Raw genomic sequence first — 21554 nt, 5'->3', positions numbered from 1 at the left:
ATTCCTCTTTTAATACAAATGGCAATTTACAAAATGGGCGCTCTCTACTTCTATTCTTTTAGGCAAATGGTGTTTACAAATGTCCATCACTTTAGGACAGCGCGTATGAAATGGACATCCAAGCGGTGGATTTAATGGTGATGGAGGCTCGCCAAGAACTTCTATTCGTTCACTTTTAGTTTTCGGATCTACTGAAGGTACTGCAGAAAGCAGTGTCTGGGTATAAGGGTGTAACGGGTTATTATAAATATCATCAGTTACAGCTTCTTCTATTAAACTACCAAAATACATAACACCAACCCTGTCTGAGATGTGGCGAACTACACTTAAATCATGTGCGATAAAAATATATGTAAGCTGTAATTGCTTCTGTAATTCAATTAATAAATTTATAATTTGTGCTTGAACCGAAACATCCAATGCGGAAACAGGCTCATCACAGATGATTAACTCTGGTTCACAGATTAGTGCCCGAGCAATCCCTATGCGTTGTAATTGACCGCCAGAAAACTCGTGAGGGAATTTATATAAGCTTTCCGGTCCCATTCCTACGCTTTTCAGTACTTTAATGACCTTTTCTATTCGTTCTGATTTTGCGCCAACATTATGAATTGCAAGTGGCTCTTCTAAACTTTTTCCTATCCGTTTTCTAGGATTCAAGGATGAATATGGATCCTGAAATATCATCTGTAACATTTTACGATATTTTCGCATGTTCCTTTGGGATAGGCTTGATAAATTTATCCCCTTGAATACAACATCACCATTTGTTGGCCTTATTAAATTTAGGATGGTTCGGCCAGCTGTACTTTTACCACAACCTGATTCACCTACCAGACCATATGTTTCACCTCGTTCAATACATAGGGTGATATTATTGACTGCTTTTACAATCACTTTTTTTCCTAAGCTTTCATCTTTAAAATACTTCTCCAAATTATTCACTGTCAATAGAATATCTTTTGTATTATCATTCTGTTGCATATAATTCCCCCTCCTTTGCAAACAAACATCGGACACGATGATTTTCACTCAATACTTCAAATGGAGGATTCTTCTTTGTACACTCAGGGGTTACAATTGGACAACGAGGGGCAAATGAACAGCCGGCAGGTTTTTCAAATAAAGAAGGCACCATCCCTGGTATAATATGCAATAACTCTTTACGATTACCTTTTAAATCAGGAATTGATTTTAGTAACCCTATTGTATATGGATGCTTTGGATTAGAAAACAATGTTATGGCATCTGCCTCTTCTACTACTTGACCCATATACATAACAATCACTCTATCACAAATTTCCGCAACTACTCCTAAATCATGAGTAATCATTAAAATTGCCATATCTAATTCCTTGTTTAATTTCATTATTAGTTTAATGATTTGAGATTGAATCGTAACATCTAATGCTGTAGTAGGCTCATCTGCGATTAACAATTTAGGTTTACATGCCAGCGCGATAGCTATCATTATTCGCTGTCGCATACCTCCAGAAAATTTATGGGGATAGTCGTGTATCCGCTTTTCTGGTGAGGGGATACCGGTAAGTCGTAACAAATCAACTACTTTATTAGTGAGTTCAGACTTCGGAATATTTCGATGTAATACTAGTGCTTCCTTTATTTGATCACCTACCTTCATCAAAGGATTTAATGAGCTTATAGGATCCTGAAATATCATAGATATATCATTACCCCGTATGTCTTGCATTTTTCTCTCGTTAACTTCAAGTAAGTTTTCACCTTCTAATTCCACTTTACCTTCATAATTCACCAATCTGTCTTCATCAAATAATCTCATAATTGATTGTGCAGTCACACTTTTACCACAACCGGACTCACCTACTAAACCTACTACCTCACCCTTCTTTATCTGAAAATCTACACCCTTAACAGCAGAAACATTTCCTCTTTCTGTTTTAAAACTTGTCTTTAATCCAGTAACATTTAATAAGACATTTGATGACATAATTCCCCTCCTTTGTTAAATTACTTTTTCATTTTTGGATCTAATAAATCCCGTACTCCATCTCCCATTAAATTCAGAGAAACGACGCTTAGTACCACAAATATTCCTGGAAATACGACCATCCACCATGCACTGAATATCACCAGTTTTCCATCATACAAGATATTGCCTAAGCTTGGATTGGGAGCTGGTACACCTACTCCCAAAAAACTTAATGCAGCCTCCAAAATAATAACTTCCGCAAAAATATAGGTTGCCTGTACTATAAGGGGAGATAAAGCATTAGGAAGTATATGTCCAAAAATAATACGTAAATCACTAGCACCTAATGACATCATCGCCTCAATATATGTTTGTTCGCGGATAACTATGGCCGCAGAACGGATAATTCGAGCAATATAGGGTGTGAAAACAATGGTCAAACAAATAACAACATTTTTAATATCTGGACCTAATATCGCCATAACAGCAATCGCTAATAAGATAGATGGAAAAGCCATAATTCCATCACATATCCTCATTAAAAGATTGTCTAAGAATTTGTAATAACTTGCATATAGTCCAACGAACAGACCAAAAAGAGTAGATAATATAGTAACAGAAAGCCCTATAATAAGAGAAATTCGTAAACCGTACAGTATTCTACTAAATAAGTCTCGTCCTAAATTATCCGTACCGAAGTAGTGATCGCCATTTGGTCCTACAAGCCGATTCATGGCATTTACTTCGATAGGTGTATACCTTACAATCAAGGGCGCAAGAATTACAATTACCGTAATCAACAGTAAAATTGATACTCCAGTGACAGCAGCCCTTGTTTTAAAGAAGCGGGTTAACTTTATTCTATTGCGCTTTTTCAGTTCTGCCTTTTGAACTTCTTTAATACTACTTATAACGTTTTCTTGCATTCGATATCACCCTTTCTTTTACGAACGCTTGGAGGACAATCTAACGCGAGGATCTATAATACTGTACAAGACATCAATAAATAAATTGATAAATACATAGCAAACAGTTATGAATAATACAATCCCCTGGATAACAGAATAATCTCTTCGTGTTACCGAATTGACTATAAGTTGACCTATCCCTGGTATGTTAAAAATTGTTTCCACTACAGCAGCCCCAGCTACTAAGGAGGCAAAAGATTGGCCAATGACTGTTAAAATAGGAATAAATGCGTTTCTTAAAGCATGATAATAGATAATCCTTTGCTCTTTCGCCCCCTTGGCCTTAGCTGTACGTATAAAATTTTGGCCTAAAATTTCAAGCATGGATGAGCGTGTCATTCTTGTTATTAGCGCTGCCTGAAGTAATCCCAATGATACGGCCGGTAAAGTCAAATATTTAATATGCTCGATAATACCTTGATCCAATGGTTTGTACCCAGCGACTGGAAGCCATTTTAGAAGCACACCGAAAATCATAACCAAGAACAATCCAGATAAAAAACTGGGTAATGAGATGCCAAATAACGAAGCTGATGTTAAAATTTGATCAATTATTGTTCCTTTTTTTCGGGCTGCCAATATTCCAAGTGGAATAGCAATAACAAGAGCTAAAATTTGTGCATAAATAGCTAAAGATAATGTTGCTCCGAGATATTGAAAAAGAATTTCAGACACAGGTTGGTTACTAAAATATGATGTTCCTAAATCTCCTTTGAAAATTCCAGTAATCCAAACGAAATACTGTGTAACAATGGACTTATTTAATCCCATCTCTTCCCTAAGATTCTCTATTTGCTCACCAGAAGCCTCTTGACCTAAAATTGTACGGGCAGGATCTCCTGGAATAAGGTGTATTAATGTAAAAACAATAATTGATACGATTATCAACACAGGAATGATAGAGAAGACCCTTTTCATTAGATATATCTGCATATTATTCACCTCGATATAAACCTTGCTGATATTCTACCAGCAAGGCTATCAAATTTTATTCAGTGACTTTAACATTCCAAAAAATAGGTCCTTGGAAGAATTCTAAATTACTCACTTTTTTTGAACGGCCAGTTAATGTATAAATATCCCCAAGACTCGTTATAGGTAAAGATTCCCACATATATCCTTGGAGCTCATCCCACGCAGCTTTAGCATCTTCTCTTGTCGTTTCATTATCAATCTTAACCATTAATTTTGAAATTTTTTTATCATCTGTCCACCCTGAGTACGTCGGACTTAAATATAAGTAACTCGTGGGTGTGGTTACGGGGCTATATGACATCACGTATAAATCAAATTTATCAGGGTCATTCTCAATCTCTAATTGAGTAGCCCAATCGTATACATCTATACGTACTTTTACTCCTATGCGTTCAAGCTGATCTTTAATTACGATTGTTGCGTTATAGAATTGCGGATATTCTTTATTAGTAACCATAACTAACTCTTCACCGTTGTATCCTGCTTCCTTGAGAAGTTGCTTTGCTATCTTTTCATTTTTTTGATTATAATGTTCACTCCCGCTTTCTGAAAACCAAGCTTCTTGTTCTTCAAACATATAACTTGAACCCATACGATAGAACTTTTCATTTGTCCCTGCACCCATCATAATTTCATCTATATCCAATGTGGCATTTATAGCTTGGCGCATCTTTTGGTTTGCCATTAAACCTGTTTTTTTATTGTATACAATCGTTAAATCTCCAAGCAGCTCTGATTCTGATGCTAAATCAGAGTTATTTTCAATCATATCGAAGTCATCATAGGAAAGGGAACGAGCAATATGATACTCACCAGTCTGCAAGCCAGCCAACCGAGTAGAAGCATCTGTGACAATATAGAAATAAAGATTGTTGATAAACAATTCCTTCGTACCAGCCAAACCTTGAGATGGAATATCTATAGATTGATAGTCTTTAAATTTTTTCAGATGAATGTATTGCTCAGATTTCCATTCAATAAAACTAAATGGCCCTGTTCCAATAGTTTCAGTAACACCATTAGCGGCAGCATTATTAATTACTTCTTCAGGCATGATTGATGCTAACTGTTTGGCTCCAGCAATCATAGATTGAAATTCTAAAACACCTTCAGATAACTGAATTTCTACTTTATAATCGTCAACCTTTTTAAAACGTGCATCACCAACTACTGATTGAATTGTACCGAAGTTATCTATCCAGCGATTCATGGAAGCAACTACATCATCAGCAGTTAACTCCTTACCGTTATGAAATTTAACACCTTTTCGCAAAATAAAAGTAAATTTTTTATTATCCCCCGATTGTTCCACTTTTTCTGCCAACTCCGGTACTACTTCATATTTGTCATTTAAAACAACCAGCTGCTCGTATATATTTCGCGAGATATCTCGGGTAATTCCCGCTGTTGTTATATGAGGATCTAATGTATTCGGCTGCGCGTTGATTGCAACCTTTAATTCTGTTGCTTGTTTTTTTACATTTGAATCAGTAGCTGATTCTCCGCCTGATGAACAACCACTTAGGACAAAAGCTAAAATTAATATCATAAATAATAAATTTTTCTTCATAATAAAATCTCTCCCTTATCTGAAAATTCAGAAAATATAAAGCGTTTTTTTTCATAAAACTCGAATCATAATGCTATTTTAAGATGACTGAATTAAATTTAGACCGTGTCTAAGCGTTTAAATGGTCTTCCCATCTTTTTAGAATGGCCCTTCTTGACCACTAAAATTTCATTTTCAGCCAGCCTTTCTTTTTGAAGACTTCAACTGGAGTATTCAAAGAAAATTTACACCTCTCTTCTCTAGAGCGGATTTTGAACAAAGGTAGATTTAATTACTGATAATTTTAGAGAATCATCCTTCGTATGATACCATTTATAAAGCCATATCGATGACTATCCGCTTTGCCCTTCCTGATCTCAACAAATCAAAACCTTTGTTTATTTCATTTAGTGATATTCTATGGCTAATTAATTTATCAATAGGCATTAATCCTTTCTCATAAAGTTCTAAATATTTGGGAATATCCAGATACGGTAAAGAACTACCGATATAGGATCCCTTTATTATTTTTTCTTCAGTCGTTAAATTAATATATGGTATAAAAAGCTTACTTTCAAAATCCGGTAAACTGCTTGTAATATATGTAGCCCCTGGTTTTAGAAGCTTATAGGCTATATCAAATGCTTCTGATACACCTGAAGCATCAAAAACGAAATCTAACTTGCCTTCAAAATCATGCATTAATTGTCTAACAGAACTATGTTTAGAAGTATTAAATGAAAGATTTGCTCCCAATTCTTGAGCAAAAGCTAATTTTTCATCATTAATATCCATTGCAATAATTAGACTAGGTCCCATTACTTTACTGCCTAATAGCATGCTTAACCCAACACCGCCAAGCCCTACGATGCCAATATGACTTCCAGGAGGAATTTTTGCCGTGTTAATTACGGCACCTGCACCAGTAATTAATGCACATCCTGAAATAGCAACAACATCAAGTGATATTTTTTTAGGGACTTTAACGATTGAACGGGATGACATAATAGCATGTGTTGAAAAGGCAGATATACCAGCATGGTGTGAGACATGTTGGTCATCTACTATGATTTTCTTTTTGCCACTTAAAAGTGTTCCTTTTATATTTGCTTTTTTACCAAACGTACATAAAGAAGGTCTTCCCTTTTGGCAATACTCACATTGCATACAGCTCGCCAGAAAAATACATACAACATGATCACCTTTTTGGAAATTATGAACATCTTTTCCGGTTTTCATAATTATTCCGGATGCCTCATGCCCAAGGGCGATAGGATATGGTCTCGGGACTTTTCCATTAATAACAGATAAATCAGAATGACAAATTCCAGCGTATGCTATTTCAACTAGTACCTCATCATCATCAATATCATCTAGCTTTATATCCCTTACTTTTAGAGGTTTGCTTTTACTGTATGGAAATTCGATAGATGGATTATATAAAATTGCAGATTTCATCAAGACTCTCCTTTTTCTCAGCGTTTGTTACCACCCTTTATAACGGCTTTTGATACCTTGTTATATATATATTCTATAGAATAGCCAATATCCTATTTTATTAAAAAATCAGAATGGACATTTCACCTATCTTATACTAATATTCTTTATTGTATTTTTGTTCTGTAAATTCATATTACATTCTTCTCTATTAATCACCTTCAAAATACTTCAGATTGAAGATTAAATATATAGGATAATAAAAGGTATTGTTATTCTCGGTTTGTTTTATTCGTATCAAGAAATCAATTTTTGTTCTGACTGTAAAGGTTAATTAAGTTTTTAAACAAAATATATAAAGCGATCTCTTTTAAGAAGAGATCGCTTCATCCACAAGTCTTTCTTGTTCTACAATTTTATAATGCTGAAAAGCAATCGCAAATCCTGTGGTATTTGTTGAACTTTGCACATGTACGTTGGCATTATAGATGTCTGCAATACTATTAATCAGCCAAAGTCCAATACCTGCTCCACTCGTTTGCGCTTTAGCCGAATTTGTACGATAATACTTTCCAAAAATCTTTCCAAGATTATTATAATCTATACTCGAACCAGAATTTATGACTTCAATAACGATCTTTTTGGTCTGATTATACTCACGGATACCAATAAAGATGGAGGAGTCTTCTTTTGAATATTTTATGGCATTATCAAGCAAGTTTCTGATCATCAATTCGATTGAACCTTGATCAATCCATATATGAATATTGGGGTTAATACTATACTTGAAATGAAATTCTCGATTAGGGTATTTTTTCTTATATTCCTCAAAAATAGGTTTGATTTTCTCGATTGGATTCAGCCAACTATCTGGAGGGGAACCCCCTAAATAATACATATCATAAATGATTTTTATGCTAGATAATAAGGAAGTGATATTTTCCGTTTCATTTATAACGGATTGAAGTTTCTGTTTCATTTCCTCATCTGCTTCAGGTAGCATATCCTCTATCAATTCAAGTTCATTCTTAATATTATGGGCTGGATTTTTAATTTCATGAACCATTTCATCAAGGAAGGATTTGGTCTCTTTAATCCCATCCTGCAGTTCCAACATCGTCGTATTGACTGCGTCAATCGTCTTTTCTATTTCTGGTATAACAGGCTTTTTGTATACGAAACTCTCTAAATGAAATCGTGACATTTTCATAAAATGTTCTCTCATTTTTATTAGAGGGGTATAGTAAAGATTTCTCATAATTTTATAGTTAATGAAAATTAAAAGCACTGATAGACTGATGAATAGCAAGCATTGAATAGTCACTATTTTGAACTCCTGCAAGAGAGCTTTACTAACATTACGGTAAGTAACGATCTCACCCTTAAAAGCATCTGTATTAACCTCATGGCCGATGTTGATTAAAATAGAATTACTTTCATTAAGTAATTTCAGATCCAAATTTTGTTTAATAAACACATTATAGACATCCCCTAAATCGACATGCATTAACAGTTTGTTTAACAATAATAATAAAAGACCATCGAAGCCTTCAACGTTATCGGCAAGTACTGTTGTGTCCTTATAATATAATGCCTTTGACTGAGTATCTTGATTATAAACATAGATATACTCGTTATCTTTTGGAATAGTTTGCAAAAAGTCAGTTAATTCTTCGGTATCAAGCTGATCTTCATATAGAGCATGTTCTAGCCAAATATGAGTTGGGAATAATTCAGATGCCTCTTTCCTAAAGAGAGTCGACATCCTGTTATAACCAAATAAAATAGTGGTAATAAACACCAGCGATATGATTGAAAAGTATGCAACTTGCTTAAACACTCGCTGATTATTTATCAAATTCTTTTTAAAACTAATCATTTTATATCTTAAGTGTTCCTTTCGCCTATTCAATTAAATTAACAGAGGATTTCATTATATCAAAATAATAATGCCTTTTTATATGTATTTAATTCCAGTCCTTTCGTTATGTATAAGCACCATCATTCATTAGAAAATTAGTTGAAAATGTGATTATGAAAGCAAAAATAAAACGCCGCTCCGATTGGAAAGACGTAAAAAAAAAGGATATCTACCTATAGAATCATTTTATAAATAGATAGAGCGGTCTGCTATTAAAAATTATTAATTTGATACACTATCAATAAGGAGGGACCTTTAGTTTATACCTATACCTACAACTAATATTAATATGAAAAAGCCAACCCAGATAAGGGCATTTAGGAGGATACCAAAAATCATGCTTACCATTTTTTTAGATAAAATAGCAAAGACGATTCCTGCTATAGATAAGATGGTAGCCATTAACAAGAACAATCTAGGATATGCCATATTATCCGTTATAAAATAGGATAAGACTATACAGATGCCTACTGTTAATAAAGATAATCTGCCGTATGTGTTCATAGATATCCTCCTTTCCAATTTAATTCTATTGATATATGGTAAAATCCTTCATTAATAATGCGAAAAAGCTGCTTTAAATTCTAGAAGAATAATGATCCTCTTATCTGATGGATTGGTAAATTCCGACTTCACTAAAATAAGCATGGCCTAATGACCATGCACCAAGGAATAATGAAATAGGATCTCTGACAATTTCCTTCATCACTCGATTGGCAAAAATGATTGCTTTCATCGTTTATCCTCCTTCGTAACAATTTCTACGAAGGCATCCTCGAATCTATCGGTCTTTGTCATGCCTGTGAGTTCTTCGACTGTTCCGATTGCTTTTACTTGGCCATCTTTCATGACACAGATTCGGTCACATAATGCTTCAGCTTCCTCTAAATAATGTGTTGTTAACACAATGGTTGTTCTATCTTTTAATTTTTCAATTATAGACCATAATTCTCGGCGTCCTAATATGTCTAAACCTAATGTCGGTTCATCTAAAAATAAAATGTCTGGATCAGAAATAAGTGCAAGCGCAATACTAAGCTTACGTTGCCAGCCACCGGATAAGGTTTTACTTTTTTTGCTTTTCATATGGTTCTAAAGAGAAATGATTCATCATATTAGCTGTTTTTCATATACTTCAGATTTAGAATAACCATGAATAGCCGCCATTAATTCTAAATTTTCTCGAACTGTTAAATTTGGAGCAATGGCAGTTTCTTGTGGCGATACCGCTATGATCTTCTTCACTAGCTCTTGATTTTTTACAATATCATGTCCAAATATAGACGCATGGCCGCTTGTAGGCTTTGTTAAGCAGCATAACATTTTAATCAACGTTGTTTTTCCTGCCCCATTCACACCTAATAAACCAAACAATTCTCCCTGCTTAATTGAAAATGATACTTGATTAACTACAATTTTATCATCATACTTTTTAGTTAATTGATCAATAGAGATTGCATAACTCATCATTCATCCTCCTTATGAAGCGGAGACTTTACCAGATTTAAAAATTCATTCATCATATTCTCGGGTACAATAGCAAGCCCTCTCTCTTCATCACCCAAGATAATAAGAGAGTCCCCAGGTTTTATATAAAATACATCACGCGCCTTTTTGGGTATAACAATTTGACCACGCTCACCTATTTTGGCTACACCAAAAAAGTACTTACCCTTTGGTGGTACAATCAAATTCGTATCTTCTCCATCAAAATTTACCAAATCATCCAGCGTCACTTTATACAATTTGGCTAATGCTTGCCAATGTCCAAGGTCAGGAGTTGATTCGCCCTTTTCCCACTTTGCGATTACCTGTCTTGAAACATTGATTTCATAAGCTACCTCTTCCTGTGTCAATTTATGATGCAGGCGCAGGTTTTTTAGATTCATACTTATCATACTTTTCCTACCTCCATATTTATTATGAATTATTTCTATAATGCCCTCCACCAACAATCCGTAATAGCTATGTTAGAATTCGTAGCATTTCTGATTTAACATTGCTTTTACCAAATAAAACAATCACCGTTGTTTTCATTAAAATATCCCTTTAAAAGGACATTTGTATTCCTTGTCGTATATATGTCTTTATATCGCAATAAAATATTTTATGGTGGTGGGGATAATCATGAAAAAAATTCAAATTGTAATAGTAGGAATCTGCCTTTTACTTATTGGCTGCAACGATAATGAAGCATCTGCTGGTTTATCCTATGATCCGTCAAAAATTCAAAAACAACTAAAAGAGGAACAAAAGATTGATTCAAAATTACCAACTGCATTTCCTGTTGAAATCAAAGATTATGAGATAAGTCCACAGACTCATACCGAATCTTCTGTTCATGATGTGCAGTTTACAGGGACAAATGAAGAAAAATTCATTCTTATGATCCATACAAAAGAAGTAACATATGATGGTAAACCACAAGGGTATGAGGAGTTAAAGATTAATAATCAGGAGGTGTTTTATATAGAGGATGATTTAGCATCATCAGTTCATTGGACAGATGGCGATTATCATTATATTTTTGAGTATCAAGTTGCTGAATCCGGCAAAGATGCCGCGAAGCTAACAAAAGAAGAAATGGTGGAAGTAGCTGAATCTTTTAAATAAAGCAGTTCAAATACGAAACCTATCCTCATTTTACATTTCAAAAAACTAGCATTGATTTTTCAATGCTAGTTTTTATTGCATTCATTGAATAGATAGGCATCCTCTTAAAAAATTCTCACTATAAAAAAGCAGCTCATTGGTCATTCTGGATTTAACTTTTGACGTTTCTTTTTGAACCTTTACATATCTATTTTAAATATATAAGCTTTCCTGTGTTATTGGACATTAATCAAACGATAATTCGTTGAATACATATAATCATTGTTAAAATCCATAGGTACTTTTGTATCAATGCCTGTTCCCTCCTAATATTTCTAATAAAACCTTTAGATCAATTCCTGATATTCTATCAATATATGTAGTTTACACATTTTTACTGTTTATCTTCAACAAGAAGAGGTTAATACATAAATCGGAAGGTTTTTCACATGAATAAAGTTTCGATTATTACAGGTGCAGGCAGCGGATTAGGACAAGCAGCTGCACTTCGTCTAGCAAAAGATGGGGTTAACATTGTAGCGGTTGATATTAACAAAAAAGGCGGAAATGAAACAATCAAACTCGTGAAAGAAATAGGGACAGATTGTATATTCATTAAAGCTGATGTTTCTAAAGCAGAAGATGTGAAGAATTATGTGGCTTAAACGGTTGAACGCTTTGGGACAATTGATTACTTTTTTAATAATGCCGGGATTTCAGGAAGCGGTTCATTTTTCTTGGATTCTAAGGTCGAAGAAATCAATCAAATTGTTGGCATTAACCTAATGGGAGCTTTATAGGGCGTTTATTATGTTGCTGAGGTTATGCTGAAAAACGGTGGAGTTTCAATCGTGAATACAGCTTCAAGTGCGGGTGTGATTGGTCAAGATTCCGTTGTCGCCTATTCTGCCACAAAACATAGAATTGTAGGTTTAACAAAAAGCTTGGTTGCAGAATATGCGAAAGATGGATTGCGTGTAAATGCGATTGCTCCGGGACCTACTGAAACACCAATGGTAAAAGCTTTCTATGAAGCTAATCCTGCTATGAAAGAAAATGCTACAAAAGGAATTCCGCAAAAACGATTGGGAACACCTGAAGAAGTAGCAGAACTGGTTACATTCTTATTAACTTCTGAAGCACAATATATTAACGGAGAAGTTATTCGTATAGATGGTGGATTTACAAATACAAAATAAGCTTGGTGAATGATAAAAGAAGCTCAGAATCATACTCTGAGCTTCTTTGTTATTGGAGTTAGACTTACGGACATCTAGCTCTAGTTTCTGGAGTATGAATCCCTGCATTATGCCTTGCCTGTAATCTCACTTACATGGCATCTACTACCATCTTGGCAATCGTTCCATTGGATAATATAAATTTATCAATATTTATATGTGAGAAATTTTCAACATGCTCTTCTCTTTCAATTTCGACAACTGTATGGACATGAGAGGCGATTCTTTCAACCGCACATGCAATCATTAATGACTTTCCGTCAGTTAAGGTTTGATTCTGAATCCGATCATCAGAGAAAATCAAGATAGATTTTGCATTTTGGATATTGGCTTTCTTTAATACCTCAACATTCGAGGCCTCTCCTCTTATATAATGGATATTTCCATTTACATAAGATAGCTTTTCAAGCATATCTATAACCACTATTTCCGCCTTTTTATTCTTGTCTAAAATTTCCTTAACTGCGTTTTGCGCCTTATGTGACCAATCTATGATAACAATATGATTCTTTCCTTCATACATAAGCTCTCCACCCTCTTTACGTCTTCTGTAAACCGTAAAACTTTCCATAACTTTTCCGATAAAAGTGGCGAATAAACCAATACCAACCACATACAAAAATAGGATTGTAAATATTCTTCCTTCTATAGTAGTCGGTGACATGTCTCCATATCCAACCGTCAACATGGTCGTCATTGTGAACCATAACGAGTCCATATAGGTAGTAAACGTATCTGGTTCAATCAACCTGAGCATAATTGTACAGAATACGATTAAAAATATGGTTGATGTGGTCAATAATAACCAAGACATATGTGTTAGTTTAAAATATAAATTACGTAAGATAATCATTCAAACACCTCTTCTTACTCTGAACAGGATTTTTTTCGGTTAATGCATGCATAGTCCATTTTCTCTATTATTATAAGATTGAACCATCTATTTAATATATACTCAATTCCATTTTGTTACTTTTAACATTCAATATAATGCTGTCCAAAGTTAAGTTATTTAGCGTGTCCCTCTTTCCTCTCGTATGCTTCTGCAATTCCAATTAAAATATTTGCCTACATATTTCAATTATTTACCACCCATATACCGGGTTACCCTATCTCTAACTACGCAAATCTTAAGATAATTTGGTTAAATGTGAAGCATTTTGTAAATAGGTATTTCTTTACAGTTTATTCTCCAACTGTTATGTTAGAGAAAATAATATACATTCTTTGTATAAGGGTTATTAGCTTATTGGATATGCGCTTAAATATTTTCAAAATTAATCCTTCTAAAGGGTTTTTTTCTTTGCAAAAAAACAATGGGTCATAAATCGCAGTAATTAGGAGCTGTTGATATGCATAGCATTGATAGTAGCATACATGTGTTTTTAGAAGGTGTTTCAACTCACATAATCTCTTCAGAAGATACTCTTGCAGATTTACGATTTAAAGACGCTACGAATACATATTCTGAGGAAATCAATAGTATGGTTAAAACTTGGCGAAAAACCCTTATAGAGATATATGGATTTTCAATTGCCCAAGAGCAAAACGAAACCTTTGCAGTTTTAAAAGAATGGGGAAAGGAAACCGTTGATTTACTCATAAACTTAAATTTATCACTTGCTGATGCAATAGAAGAAGTTAGATTTTATCGTGATAAAATTGGCGGTATCATCAAGGACCAAGCTAAAAAATATTCAGTAAGTCTGGACGTTTTCTATGAAATCATTTCTAAATTCGATTCAGTTGTTGATAAAGCGATACACTGGCTTAGTATTTCTTATTCTTCACAATACTCCAATAGAATCGTATTAGCGGAGAGGAGTGCTTTTGAACTGTCTATTCCTGTTGTTAGGATTACATCCAATATCGGGATTATTCCAATCATTGGAGTATTAGACACTCAACGTGCAAGCCACTTGATGGAAAAAGCATTACAGGCTGGAAGTGAATATGATCTAAGTTATATTATTATTGATCTATCAGGAGTTCCGATTACGGACACAATGGTGGCTCATCAGATATTTAAAGTTATTGATGCATTGCGACTCATCGGTATCGAGACGCGCTTATCCGGTATCCGAATAGAAATTGCACAAACAATGGTAAACCTCGGAATTAAATTTACAGCTAAAAGCTACTCTAGCTTACATTTGGCTGTTAAAGATATCCTATGATAAATTTCTCTCCCGGACATACAGTCGGGAGTATTTTTATTTAAAACAAAAAAGACACTCAAAGAATGTCTTAAAATAGACTAAATAGTTCTCCCGTTCATGATCCATTCAGGAACAACCATTTTGATATTCCCCTTTAGTATACCAGCCAGTTCATATATTTCACTTAGCATTCTTTCATACATAGTAGAGTGCTTCACGAAATTTTCTAATCTTTCCTCCAAACGAGTCTTTTCTCCTTCTGATTTTGTTACATAATACTGCTCAATAATTTCAAAATAATGAACCGGTAAGAGCAACCTTGAGAATAACATCCGTGCAGAAAATGTTGATAAAGGGGTGATCGATTGATATTGGCGCAAAAATGACTCGACACCCTGATGGTATGTATTTGGCTGTTTAAAATAATAAGCGCGTATCCACTCCGCAATATCCCTCGCACTATGGTCAAAAACCCATTCACTAAATAATTTGCCATTTGAGCCGGGTCCCCAGGTTTCTGAAGTAAAGCGATCATAACAAACGGTCCCAGCATCAACCATCTCCGGGTTTTCATCTATTTCAGTATCAACTAAATATTGGATTGCGTTTTCCGAAAGGCCTGCGTAATAAGGATAGCTGTCAATAAACAGTTTTTCAAAATCGTTTTGTGGCTTTGCTGCCAATTTATCTCTCCAAACTCGTTCAAGCTGATCGACCCGCTGCTCCCACATTTCCTTCCATTTTCCGATTCTGCTGCAAAAAACGATTCGTTGCGGAATAGACCTGCCACGATAATGAAATATTGCCAGCTCTCTGCCCACTTCATATGATTGAGGAATTTCCATTTCATTTATACAAACCACATAATCGTTACTTTCCAGTTTTGTTAATAGCTTTTGTTCATTGTTTAACAGGGGAAGCCATACTCCCTTCTCCCCTTTGTTATGCATATGGTACGCCAAACTGCTTCGTTCCTGGAGCTCTTGCTCTTCCATGTTTATGGCAAAGCTCATGAATACTCTGCCTCCACCGTTATATATGTTTATTGCCCCACTGCTTATTTCTTGATCAACTGTAATTCCATATTGTTCGTGTAATAATTGTTTGTTCATCACAATATTGTTCATCACCTCTAATTCCTTGCTTACTATGATAAGTATATGGGCAAGATAACTGTTATATGTGGTTAACATCAAGATTTATTCTTACTATATGCATGGGAGTTGGTGTCTTCGTATGAAAGGGAAACCTGTAGATATGACTGAACAAACAGCAAGAAAATGGTTGCATGATCGAGGGGTGACAGTTACAGATATTGGTGAATTAGTTTTATACCTTCAGCATCAATATCATGAAAATCTGCTATTGGATGAGTGTATTAAAAATGTGGAGCGCGTACTCTCAAAACGCGAAGTCCAAAATGCCATTTTAACTGGCATACAACTAGATATGCTTTCCGAAAAAGGGATGCTTGAAGAACCTTTACAATCCATAATCCGGACTGATGAAGGATTATATGGGGTTGATGAGATTTTAGCATTTAGCATCGTGAATGTATATGGTTCTATTGGTTTTACCAATTATGGATATATTGATAAAAAGAAACCAGGCATACTGGCAAAATTGAATGATAAATCCTCCGGTGAATGCCATACCTTCCTGGATGATATTGTTGGGGCGATTGCTGCTGCCGCTTCCAGCCGTTTAGCTCACCGAGTAGAGAATGTAGAATAAATATAAAATCCTGAATTTATACTTTGAGTTTTTCTTTTATAAGGTAATTAAACCGAGTCGGTTAATTTCCTAACAGTCTAACAAGTAAGAACGAAAGAGCATACCTGCCCTTTCGTTCTACTGTTTAGATATTTATATGAATTATGTGTAATACACATCTTTGTGAATTCATTTAATCGCTTAGGTAATCATAAGTGAACTTACTCAAATTCCACATTGTCAAACTCCATTTCAGCTGCAAGCTCTATTGTATAATAAACAAAGGCAAGAGCAATCAGTGCTGCCAATATGAGCTGCTGATCAATAAGGGTAATTGCAAAAATGATATCGAGTAAGATTAGTATTGAAAATCTTAGAATCATCGTCTATCCCCCCTTTTTCTTCTATTATCATTATTCCCGTTATCAAACACTGTACCTATAGGTATCTTGACAATTGTATGGCTTTTCTAAATATTAATCTTTATTATTTAAATCCTGAATAAGTTTGTGAAATATTGAACTTTCTATAGAAATCCTTAAACTAGTATGCTAGAATACTAGTGGTTGAGTTAAATTACTTTTTTGTAGTTTAAATGTATGGCTAATTTATTTGAAGGTTGATGCCTTCGTCTTTAATTATGAAAGCCTAAACATAAATAAAGGAAAAAACGTACATACTACATGATGATAGAAATTTTTCTCAAATATTTAGTAAGGGAGTATTACATAGGATGACTAAAGTGGATTTAAAAGCAAAACCATACCATTTATCTGATGAAGATATTAAATGGGTAACAGACACAATTAATTCTATGACAATCGAAGAAAAGATTGGCCAATTATTCGTTAATATGGGAGCTAGCCGTACTGAAGAATATTTAACAGGTATGCTAAACAACTACCATATCGGTGCTGTACGTTACAATCCTGGTAAAGCTGAAGAAGTTTACGATCAAAATAAAATTCTTCAAGAAAACAGCAAAATTCCATTGCTAATTGCTGCAAACACAGAAGCAGGCGGTAATGGAGCTTGTACAGACGGTACTGAAGTTGGTCTTGAAGTTAAAATCGGTGCAACAAAAGATGCGAAATGGGCATATGAGATGGGCCGAGTTTCTGGTGTAGAAGCGTCTGCAATCGGATGTAACTGGAGCTTTGCACCAATCGTAGATATTCACATGAACTGGCGTAACCCAATCATCTCTAGCCGTACTTTTGGTTCTGACCCTGATCAAGTTTTAGAAATGAGCTTGGCTTACATGAAAGGTATCCAGGAAAGCGGAATTGCACCTGCTGCTAAACACTTCCCTGGTGACGGCGTAGATGAGCGTGACCAGCATTTATCCTTCGCGCCTAACAGCCTATCTTGTGATGAGTGGGATGAAACTTTCGGAAAAGTTTACAAAGGCTTAATCGATGCTGGCCTACCTTCTATCATGGCTGGTCACATCCATATGCCTGCTTATTCCAAGCACTTCAACCCTAGCCTTACAGATGAAGATTTGCTGCCAGCAACTCTTTCTAAAGAGCTAATCACAGATTTATTACGTGGTAAATTAGAATTCAATGGCGTTGTTGTTACAGATGCGAGCCACATGGTTGCGATGACTTCTGCAATGAAACGCAGCGAAATGCTTCCTACTGCTATTGCTGCTGGTTGTGACTTATTCTTATTCTTCAACGATCCAGATGAAGATTTCGGCTACATGATGGACGGATACAAAAACGGTATTATTACAGAAGAGCGTTTAGAAGCAGCTCTTACTCGTATCCTTGGTCTTAAAGCATCTTTAGGTCTTCACAAAAAAGCAAAAACGGAAATCATGATGCCGAAAGAAGAAGCGCTTAAACAAATCGGTCTTCCTGAAAACGTTAAGCTATTTAAAGAAGTTACTGATCGTGCAATCACATTGGTAAAAGACAAACAAGATATTTGGCCTGTTACTCCTGAAAAATACAAACGAGTATTACTAGTTAATGTTAAAACTGCTGAAGGTGCATTCAGTAAATTAATTAGCGGTAACAAACCTAAGCCAATTGATCTTCTGAAAGCAGAGCTTGAAGCGCAAGGCTTTGAAGTGGAAATTCACGAATCTCCAATGGATAAAATCGCGGACCTGCCACCAGAAGAACAAATGAAGAGCATCATGAACGCATATGCAGCAAAACGCCCTATTAAAGAATTAACAGATAAATATGATTTAATCATTAATATCGCTAATATCAAAATGGGTGAAGTTGTTCAACGTATGACATGGAATGCGTTAAAAGGAACACCTGATATTCCGTTCTATGTACACGAAGTACCAACAATCTTTGTTTCTGTAAACTACCCATTCCACTTAGCGGATGTTCCACAAGTGAAAACATACATCAACACGTATGACGGTAATAAAGAAACAATTGAAGTACTAGTAGAAAAAATGATGGGTAAATCACCATTCAAGGGTGACAGCCCAGTTGATGCATACTGCGGATTAAAAGACACATACATTTAATCTGTCAAAAGCAAAAAAAGGATTAAACCTTCCTCGGTTTAATCCTTTTTCTCTTTTAAGTAGGAAGCGATTGCCCTGCCTGCTACCCTGCCTGTAAATAAACAGCCTCCAAGAAATGTCCCCTCTAGCGAACGATATCCGTGAACTCCTCCCCCTCCAAATCCAGAAACCTCACCAGCTGCATAAAAGCCAGGTATTGCCTCACCCTTAGAATTGAGGACTCGTGCTGATAAATCTGTTTGTAGCCCGCCTAGAGTTTTGCGACTTACAATGTTTAAACGAACAGCAATCAATGGTCCATTTTGAGGATCAAGTATTTTATGCGGTTTGGCGACTCGGATTAATTTGTCACCTATGTAATTTCTCGCTCCCCTTAATGCCGTAATTTGCAAATCCTTTGTGAATGTATGATCCATTTCACGATCTCTCGCTTTTATTTGTCTTTCAATTTCTTCGTAATTTATTAGATTATCTTTTGTTAATTCATTCATTCCTTTAACCAGTTCCACTAAGTTATCTGCAATGACAAAATCCTCGCCATGATCCATAAATGCCTTTACCGGACCAGGAGGACCAGGGAGTACTCTGCTTAAGACCTTGCGGATACTTTTATTCGTTAAATCCGGATTTTGCTCAGAACCGGATAGCGCAAATTCTTTCTCAATCATTTTTTGTGTCAAAATAAACCATGAGTAATCAAATCCTGTTTTTTGGATAGCCTCCAGGGTGCCAAGTGTATCATACCCAGGAAAGTTGGGGGCCGGGAAGCGCTGGCCTGTTGCATTCAGCCAAATAGAGGACGGACCTGGCAAAATTCTAATTCCATGGTTTTCCCATACCGAGTTCCAGTTTTTGATTCCCTCTGTGTAATGCCACATACGATCTCGATTTACAATACGCCCACCTGCCTCTTCTGATATCCCCAGCATTCTGCCATCCACATGTGCCGGGACCCCTGAAATCATGTTCTTTGGAGGCGGCCCCAGTCTTTCTGGCCAATTTGTGCGAATTAAATCATGGTTGGCTCCGATACCCCCGCTCGATACAAGAACTGCTTTACCAGAAAACTCAAAATGAGTAATAACGTCCCTGTTACTTTTCTCACCTCTTAAAGCCGAACTGGCTGCCAATATGGAACCCTTCACCCCCTGAATTATCCCATTACTGCTCATCAGTTCATCTACACGGTGACGAGGACGATAATCAACTAATCCATTTTTAATATGCTCTCTTACCCTTTTTTCAAAAGGCGATACAATACCTGGACCTGTTCCCCAAACAATATGAAATCTTGGTACTGAGTTACCATGTCCTTCAGCCAAATAACCTCCTCTTTCAGCCCAACCAACTACAGGAAAAAAACGAACTCCTTGTTTATGAAGCCAAGCACGTTTTTCTCCAGCAGCAAAGTCAATATACGCTTCTGCCCATTTTTTGCCCCAATAATCCTCCTCATCTCGATCAAACCCTGCAGTACCCATCCAATCCTGCCAAGCCAATTCCTTAGAATCTTTAATACCCATACGACGTTGTTCAGGGGAATCCACTAAAAATAAACCACCGAATGACCACCAAGCTTGTCCGCCTAATGAAGCTTCAGGTTCTTGATCTAGCAATAATACCTTTTTCCCTGCATCTGCAATTTCTGCTGTAGCCACCAAACCGGCCAAACCAGCCCCAATAACGATCGCATCGAACTCCAATGCATTTCCCCCTTTTTGATAAACGTTTATACTCTTATATTAATCTATAGTTCCATAATTTAGGTATGTATACTGATATAAAAAGAAGAATTTACTTTGCTTAAAATTATGAGCCTAAATCAACAGTTTTATATTTCTCCCTTTTTATAAATAAAAAACCAGCCTAGTACCAGACTGGTTCAATAATCATCTTCCTCATCATCCTCTTCCTCATAATCGGAGAAATAATCCACGAATTCATATTTTACTTCATCATCTGTTCGTTCCACTTCTGTAGCTTGATATTCCCCCATGTTCTCTTCCACTATTGCTATATACATCACTCTGCGTCCAGCCTCATATTCATCATTGACTTCCATGAATCCGCTCACGACATAATAATCTTCATCCTTGTTGTACTCAACTTTGCTATGCCCAATAAATTCAAAAGTTTCATCCTTTGATGAAGCATCTTCCACTTTATTCTTGGCAACCCTAGCTATTTTGTTTTCCGCGTCTGAGTAATATTTATAACCTGCAAAGGCCGCTATCCCTAATATCAATACTGCAGCTGCTATGATAACCATCACTTTATATTTCTTAGCCATCCTCTTCCTCCCCCTTTATGTGTTATAGTAGTATTCTTCCACACCGTCGTTTCTCCTGATAGTTGCCGACATAGTACCAATTTACTTCATTCTTATAAAATTAGTATTCATCCCCCTGCCGTTCATACGATTATATGGCTCTCAACAAGATTTTATTTCGCTTATTATTGAATTGTCCCAAGAGTTTCAGATTTTATGAAAAATAAGAGGACAACCACCTCTATTTCCAATAGACCCGATTATGTATTCTATGGTGTATTT

The 21554-nt window shown here is 35.6% G+C and carries 19 protein-coding genes and 2 pseudogenes; 5 read left to right on the top strand and 16 right to left on the bottom strand.

Going from position 1 to position 21554, the window contains the following annotated elements; translation table 11 throughout:
- Positions 1–9: 9 nt before the first annotated feature.
- From AC4BHA_RS00355 to AC4BHA_RS00305, 11 genes and pseudogenes are all read right to left on the bottom strand, one after another.
- Complete coding sequence (locus AC4BHA_RS00355) at positions 10–984, bottom strand: ABC transporter ATP-binding protein (protein WP_140461448.1); 975 nt, start codon at positions 982–984, stop codon at positions 10–12.
- Positions 971–1969, bottom strand: a complete 999-nt coding sequence (locus tag AC4BHA_RS00350; RefSeq protein WP_140461447.1) for an ABC transporter ATP-binding protein — start codon at positions 1967–1969, stop codon at positions 971–973. Before AC4BHA_RS00350 ends, AC4BHA_RS00355 begins: the two co-directional genes overlap by 14 nt.
- 20 nt (positions 1970–1989) lie before the next feature.
- A complete protein-coding gene (locus AC4BHA_RS00345; protein WP_140461446.1) occupies positions 1990–2877 on the bottom strand; it encodes an ABC transporter permease in 888 nt (295 codons plus the stop codon).
- A gap of 18 nt (positions 2878–2895) precedes the next feature.
- Entirely contained in the window at positions 2896–3852 is a 957-nt protein-coding gene (locus tag AC4BHA_RS00340; RefSeq protein ID WP_140461445.1) for an ABC transporter permease, read from the bottom strand.
- Between the two features lie 55 nt (positions 3853–3907).
- The gene (locus tag AC4BHA_RS00335; protein ID WP_490557939.1) at positions 3908–5464 is read right to left on the bottom strand and encodes an ABC transporter substrate-binding protein; all 1557 of its coding nucleotides are present in this window, start codon (positions 5462–5464) and stop codon (positions 3908–3910) included.
- A gap of 312 nt (positions 5465–5776) precedes the next feature.
- Positions 5777–6901 carry an alcohol dehydrogenase catalytic domain-containing protein gene (locus AC4BHA_RS00330; RefSeq protein ID WP_140461443.1) on the bottom strand — a complete coding sequence of 375 codons (1125 nt, stop codon included), beginning with the start codon at positions 6899–6901 and terminating at the stop codon, positions 5777–5779.
- A gap of 349 nt (positions 6902–7250) precedes the next feature.
- A complete protein-coding gene (locus AC4BHA_RS00325; protein WP_490553286.1) occupies positions 7251–8645 on the bottom strand; it encodes a sensor histidine kinase in 1395 nt (464 codons plus the stop codon).
- 411 nt (positions 8646–9056) lie between these two features.
- Positions 9057–9305: a hypothetical protein gene (locus AC4BHA_RS00320; protein WP_139891951.1), complete on the bottom strand. Its 249-nt coding sequence runs from the start codon at positions 9303–9305 to the stop codon at positions 9057–9059.
- A gap of 100 nt (positions 9306–9405) precedes the next feature.
- Positions 9406–9537: a hypothetical protein gene (locus tag AC4BHA_RS00315; protein ID WP_490557938.1), complete on the bottom strand. Its 132-nt coding sequence runs from the start codon at positions 9535–9537 to the stop codon at positions 9406–9408.
- A pseudogene (locus AC4BHA_RS00310) lies at positions 9534–10268 on the bottom strand (ABC transporter ATP-binding protein). The gene AC4BHA_RS00315 and the pseudogene AC4BHA_RS00310 overlap by 4 nt, the downstream one beginning before the upstream one ends.
- Positions 10268–10699, bottom strand: a complete 432-nt coding sequence (locus AC4BHA_RS00305) for a helix-turn-helix domain-containing protein (protein WP_490557937.1) — start codon at positions 10697–10699, stop codon at positions 10268–10270. The pseudogene AC4BHA_RS00310 and the gene AC4BHA_RS00305 overlap by 1 nt, the downstream one beginning before the upstream one ends.
- 229 nt (positions 10700–10928) lie before the next feature.
- Between AC4BHA_RS00305 and AC4BHA_RS00300 the strand changes: the two genes are divergently transcribed.
- Entirely contained in the window at positions 10929–11414 is a 486-nt protein-coding gene (locus AC4BHA_RS00300; RefSeq protein WP_490557936.1) for a hypothetical protein, read from the top strand.
- Between the two features lie 428 nt (positions 11415–11842).
- Positions 11843–12592: pseudogene (locus tag AC4BHA_RS00295) on the top strand (SDR family NAD(P)-dependent oxidoreductase).
- Positions 12593–12722: 130 nt separating this feature from the next.
- Here the strand turns inward: AC4BHA_RS00295 and AC4BHA_RS00290 are convergent.
- Positions 12723–13484 (bottom strand): ion channel, encoded by a 762-nt coding sequence (locus AC4BHA_RS00290; protein ID WP_066103869.1) that lies wholly within the window; start codon positions 13482–13484, stop codon positions 12723–12725.
- A 499-nt stretch (positions 13485–13983) separates the two neighbouring features.
- On the opposite strand from AC4BHA_RS00290, the gene AC4BHA_RS00285 reads away from it, so the two are divergent.
- Positions 13984–14808: an STAS domain-containing protein gene (locus tag AC4BHA_RS00285; RefSeq protein WP_490557935.1), complete on the top strand. Its 825-nt coding sequence runs from the start codon at positions 13984–13986 to the stop codon at positions 14806–14808.
- An 80-nt stretch (positions 14809–14888) separates the two neighbouring features.
- Here AC4BHA_RS00285 and yutH read toward each other — a convergent pair whose 3' ends face one another.
- Complete coding sequence (gene yutH / locus AC4BHA_RS00280; protein WP_175354258.1) at positions 14889–15917, bottom strand: spore coat putative kinase YutH; 1029 nt, start codon at positions 15915–15917, stop codon at positions 14889–14891.
- 109 nt (positions 15918–16026) lie between these two features.
- Between yutH and AC4BHA_RS00275 the strand changes: the two genes are divergently transcribed.
- Complete coding sequence (locus AC4BHA_RS00275) at positions 16027–16524, top strand: phosphatidylglycerophosphatase A family protein (RefSeq protein WP_181161997.1); 498 nt, start codon at positions 16027–16029, stop codon at positions 16522–16524.
- Between the two features lie 200 nt (positions 16525–16724).
- On the opposite strand, the gene AC4BHA_RS00270 is transcribed toward AC4BHA_RS00275, so the two are convergent.
- On the bottom strand, positions 16725–16886 hold the full coding sequence (locus tag AC4BHA_RS00270) for a hypothetical protein (RefSeq protein ID WP_175354259.1): 162 nt from the start codon (positions 16884–16886) through the stop codon (positions 16725–16727).
- Positions 16887–17236: 350 nt separating this feature from the next.
- On the opposite strand from AC4BHA_RS00270, the gene AC4BHA_RS00265 reads away from it, so the two are divergent.
- Positions 17237–19003 carry a glycoside hydrolase family 3 protein gene (locus AC4BHA_RS00265; protein ID WP_066103876.1) on the top strand — a complete coding sequence of 589 codons (1767 nt, stop codon included), beginning with the start codon at positions 17237–17239 and terminating at the stop codon, positions 19001–19003.
- Between the two features lie 38 nt (positions 19004–19041).
- On the opposite strand, the gene AC4BHA_RS00260 is transcribed toward AC4BHA_RS00265, so the two are convergent.
- Both AC4BHA_RS00260 and AC4BHA_RS00255 read right to left on the bottom strand, forming a co-directional pair.
- Positions 19042–20706, bottom strand: coding sequence for an FAD-binding dehydrogenase (locus AC4BHA_RS00260; RefSeq protein WP_490557934.1), 1665 nt, complete (start codon positions 20704–20706; stop codon positions 19042–19044).
- A gap of 179 nt (positions 20707–20885) precedes the next feature.
- Complete coding sequence (locus tag AC4BHA_RS00255) at positions 20886–21293, bottom strand: hypothetical protein (protein ID WP_066103880.1); 408 nt, start codon at positions 21291–21293, stop codon at positions 20886–20888.
- Positions 21294–21554: the final 261 nt, after the last annotated feature.

The organism is Pradoshia sp. Z3_51 (genome assembly GCF_058215915.1).
The sequence above is the reverse complement of the archived record's forward strand: the minus strand, read 5'-3'. Positions and strand labels throughout refer to the sequence as shown.

Excerpts from the sequence above, each read along its gene's own strand:
- AC4BHA_RS00335 (WP_490557939.1), bottom strand. The coding sequence starts at position 5,464 with ATGAAGAAAAATTTATTATTTATGATATTAATTTTAGCTTTTGTCCTA.
- AC4BHA_RS00315 (WP_490557938.1), bottom strand. The coding sequence starts at position 9,537 with ATGAAAGCAATCATTTTTGCCAATCGAGTGATGAAGGAAATTGTCAGA.
- AC4BHA_RS00320 (WP_139891951.1), bottom strand. The coding sequence starts at position 9,305 with ATGAACACATACGGCAGATTATCTTTATTAACAGTAGGCATCTGTATA.
- yutH (WP_175354258.1), bottom strand. The coding sequence starts at position 15,917 with ATGAACAATATTGTGATGAACAAACAATTATTACACGAACAATATGGA.
- AC4BHA_RS00285 (WP_490557935.1), top strand. The coding sequence starts at position 13,984 with ATGCATAGCATTGATAGTAGCATACATGTGTTTTTAGAAGGTGTTTCA.
- AC4BHA_RS00300 (WP_490557936.1), top strand. The coding sequence starts at position 10,929 with ATGAAAAAAATTCAAATTGTAATAGTAGGAATCTGCCTTTTACTTATT.
- AC4BHA_RS00275 (WP_181161997.1), top strand. The coding sequence starts at position 16,027 with ATGAAAGGGAAACCTGTAGATATGACTGAACAAACAGCAAGAAAATGG.
- AC4BHA_RS00255 (WP_066103880.1), bottom strand. The coding sequence starts at position 21,293 with ATGGCTAAGAAATATAAAGTGATGGTTATCATAGCAGCTGCAGTATTG.
- AC4BHA_RS00350 (WP_140461447.1), bottom strand. The coding sequence starts at position 1,969 with ATGTCATCAAATGTCTTATTAAATGTTACTGGATTAAAGACAAGTTTT.
- AC4BHA_RS00330 (WP_140461443.1), bottom strand. The coding sequence starts at position 6,901 with ATGAAATCTGCAATTTTATATAATCCATCTATCGAATTTCCATACAGT.
- AC4BHA_RS00290 (WP_066103869.1), bottom strand. The coding sequence starts at position 13,484 with ATGATTATCTTACGTAATTTATATTTTAAACTAACACATATGTCTTGG.
- AC4BHA_RS00325 (WP_490553286.1), bottom strand. The coding sequence starts at position 8,645 with ATGTCGACTCTCTTTAGGAAAGAGGCATCTGAATTATTCCCAACTCAT.
- AC4BHA_RS00355 (WP_140461448.1), bottom strand. The coding sequence starts at position 984 with ATGCAACAGAATGATAATACAAAAGATATTCTATTGACAGTGAATAAT.
- AC4BHA_RS00340 (WP_140461445.1), bottom strand. The coding sequence starts at position 3,852 with ATGCAGATATATCTAATGAAAAGGGTCTTCTCTATCATTCCTGTGTTG.
- AC4BHA_RS00270 (WP_175354259.1), bottom strand. The coding sequence starts at position 16,886 with ATGATTCTAAGATTTTCAATACTAATCTTACTCGATATCATTTTTGCA.
- AC4BHA_RS00345 (WP_140461446.1), bottom strand. The coding sequence starts at position 2,877 with ATGCAAGAAAACGTTATAAGTAGTATTAAAGAAGTTCAAAAGGCAGAA.
- AC4BHA_RS00305 (WP_490557937.1), bottom strand. The coding sequence starts at position 10,699 with ATGATAAGTATGAATCTAAAAAACCTGCGCCTGCATCATAAATTGACA.
- AC4BHA_RS00265 (WP_066103876.1), top strand. The coding sequence starts at position 17,237 with ATGACTAAAGTGGATTTAAAAGCAAAACCATACCATTTATCTGATGAA.